This window comes from Flavobacterium croceum DSM 17960 (genome assembly GCF_002917885.1).
Taxonomy (GTDB): domain Bacteria; phylum Bacteroidota; class Bacteroidia; order Flavobacteriales; family Flavobacteriaceae; genus Flavobacterium; species Flavobacterium croceum.
Window position 1 is genome coordinate 1 of record NZ_PQNY01000059.1, and the last position, 2,792, is coordinate 2,792.

Sequence of the window (2,792 nt, forward strand, 5' to 3'; positions counted from 1 at the left end):
AAAGAAAAAACCACGAAGTTGAAACATTCATAATTCTTTCTTAAATAAACAAGGAAAAATTTCTTCCGGAATTTTTCCGCGTATAGCAGGCAACGGTTCACGGCTTGGCGATGTGGCGGATTTTTAGCACAAAAGTTCAATAGAATTACTGCTGTTGAACCTTGCACAAATTTTTCATAGAAGCACTTCAGCCGCCATATTGCCAAACCGATGTTGGCAGTAGTTGTTTTTGTTTCGTGTTTAATATCCATCTTCTCGTTCCGATAACCATTGTCTATATTTGTTTTTAAAGTTTTCCTTTGTCAAACTGTCTTTTAGCACAAAGTCAACGCCACCGTCATAAGGTGCAACTATAACTTTTTTGTCAAATGAAATAAAAAAAACTCTTGTGTTGTCATTTGCAATTTCCCTTAAAAGTTTGTCGTGATAATTTGGTTTCCAAATAGTCTGTGCAAATGCAGGTCTATAAATGTCAGGCTCATCATATTGTTCAGCGTCAATTTTATGCAACTCAATGTTGTCAAGTCGTACAAATGAAAATTGCTTAAAGATTTCTTCTTCGTCAGTTATATGAATTTGTCGGTCGTCTCCCCAATTATATTCACCTGTCACAATTAATATTGGAGGTTCAAGTCCGAATAAGTCTGTAATAATTTCGTTTTGTCGTGAAAGAAGAACTTGCCATTCGTTTTCGTCTTCTGGATAACGCTTTGATTCAGGCAAACTATGAATTCTAAACCACCTGTCAGTATAGTCGTGTTTGAACAGATACGAAATCGGAACTGTGTCTGGGTAATTTAAAGTCCATAATTTTTGAAAATCTTCTTTTGTCATCGTGTCTGTTTACAATTACTGCCAACGAACAGGGCTTTGCGCAGGGTTTTGCCTTGTGCAAAATCCAAGTTGTACGAAGTCCCGAAGGGCTTCGTGCTGGTGCAAAGCCCTGTTCGTTGTACGGGAAGCCCGAAGGGATTTCCGTACAACGTTTTGCGGCTTCAAGAAGTGGCGATGAACCAAGACCAAGCCTTTACAAATATAACCAAAACTTTAAATTAAAAACCTTTTCTATCTCAAATAAATCCCGAGCCACGCCATTTCTTGAAACCGCTGTTAGCCGTTCGGTTTTCTTTTATACTTGAATTAATGTTTTTCACTATTTTTTTAATTTCTAAATTACTTTTGAATTTGCAATTTATTATTAAATATTTTTCTCTAAAATAAAATATTAAGTATTCATTAATATTTTGAATCTCTGTAATTTCGGAATTTTCTATTTCTTTATCTCCTAATTTTGAATTATAAATTATTTTATCGCTTTGAAATTTCACTGTTAAATTGTCATTCAATAAATTTTGTTTTGAGTAAAAATTTTTCTTGTACGTAAAATATATGTTTACTGGATATAATAGTAAAATTATAACTTTAAAATAACCATTTGAGAGCAAATTTTTTAGACTCAACAAATCTTTTGTAAAGTTTCCTTTTGATAGAATAACAATTACTAAAAAAATCCATAATAAATCCCAAAATAATTTTGTGCTTTTAATTCGGATTCTAAGAATTAATATAAAATATTCTTTAAAGGTTAATTTAGATTTGATTGTAATATTTTCCATTATTTATTTTTTTAATTTTCTGTAGATGAAGTACAAAATTTCTACTGATAAGGTTAAAATTAGTCCAACAATCCATATTCCAAGAAACAATGAAACAATAGGAAGTAAGCATTTAGGGTTTTTTATTGGTTGAAGAAAATTTATAATAAATGGTATAAGAAAATATATTAACAATGCTAATATTAAAATAATGGATTTCTTAACCTTTAGTTTATTACTATCAATTTTAATGTATAAAATTAATTGAATAAAGGGCATTAAAATAATCAAAAAAAGAATTAAGTAATTTATTATTTTGTCCATTTATCCATTATTTCTTAAATTATTCTTGATTTTCTACGCTCCGCCAAACTGACGGCTAACGTTTGGCGGCTTCATGAGGTTGCGAAGTTCGTGACTGCGTATTTTCTACTAAAGTAGAAAATAATTGCGAAAAATGTACGTCGATAGACTACATTTTTCGCAATCTCGTGAAACCGCTGTTAACAGCCGTTTTTATTTGAATAATTCTTTAAATACATTTCTTTTCTTTTCATCAAATAATTCTTTGACAGAAACTTTTTTCTCTTGCTTAATCCAAGTGTTATTTTTCAATTTAAAAATGTATCCATAGAAATTATTGTCCGCGTCAACTTTTAAGTTATCGTATTGATATTTTTGATGGAAATAAGAATTTCCTTTTGAACTTTTAGAAATATATAATAAGACATATTCAGATTTTTCAAAATTTGGTCTTCCATAATGATCATATGCTACAAATTCAACGGTGTCATTCTCCACACGATTATAAACATTTTTGAGAACCAAATATTTACAACGAAAACCAGAATCCATTATATATGATTTTCGTACGATTTTCTCTCCAGTTAAACTATCAGTAGATATTACTTCTTTTTCTTCAGCATTTGGATCGAACTGTGTTACGGATATTTTCTTGCCAACAAAAGCAAAAAGATTTACATTTTTATCCTCAGAATTGAAATCGTCTGTCATTTTCTTTGCAGAAGAACAACTGACTAGAATACATACTAAAATTGTAACGAAATATTTCTTCATATTACGGAATTCCAAAATGGCTGTTAACGTTTCGCGGCTTCAAGAAGTGGCGAACTTCGTAACCGCTTAATTTTCCACTAAGATAAAGAAACTTGCGAAAGAAAAATGTGAATTTACTAC

The 2,792-nt window shown here is 30.6% G+C and carries 4 protein-coding genes; all 4 read right to left on the reverse strand.

Features of this window, described 5'->3' with window-relative positions:
- A partial coding sequence (locus Q361_RS13865) for a hypothetical protein (RefSeq protein ID WP_103727215.1) occupies positions 1-251 on the reverse strand: 251 nt, incomplete at its 3' end.
- Positions 241-834: a DUF3885 domain-containing protein gene (locus tag Q361_RS13295; protein WP_103727216.1), complete on the reverse strand. Its 594-nt coding sequence runs from the start codon at positions 832-834 to the stop codon at positions 241-243. The genes Q361_RS13865 and Q361_RS13295, both read right to left, overlap by 11 nt.
- A 236-nt stretch (positions 835-1,070) precedes the next feature.
- A complete protein-coding gene (locus Q361_RS13300) occupies positions 1,071-1,616 on the reverse strand; it encodes a hypothetical protein (RefSeq protein ID WP_103727217.1) in 546 nt (181 codons plus the stop codon).
- Positions 1,617-2,111: 495 nt separating this feature from the next.
- A complete protein-coding gene (locus Q361_RS13305) occupies positions 2,112-2,609 on the reverse strand; it encodes a hypothetical protein (protein WP_146047047.1) in 498 nt (165 codons plus the stop codon).
- Positions 2,610-2,792 lie beyond the last annotated feature (183 nt).

What these genes read in the sequence shown, in the direction of transcription:
- Q361_RS13295 (WP_103727216.1), bottom strand. Translation starts at nt 834, where the DNA reads ATGACAAAAGAAGATTTTCAAAAATTATGGACTTTAAATTACCCAGAC.
- Q361_RS13300 (WP_103727217.1), bottom strand. Translation starts at nt 1,616, where the DNA reads ATGGAAAATATTACAATCAAATCTAAATTAACCTTTAAAGAATATTTT.
- Q361_RS13305 (WP_146047047.1), bottom strand. Translation starts at nt 2,609, where the DNA reads ATGACAGACGATTTCAATTCTGAGGATAAAAATGTAAATCTTTTTGCT.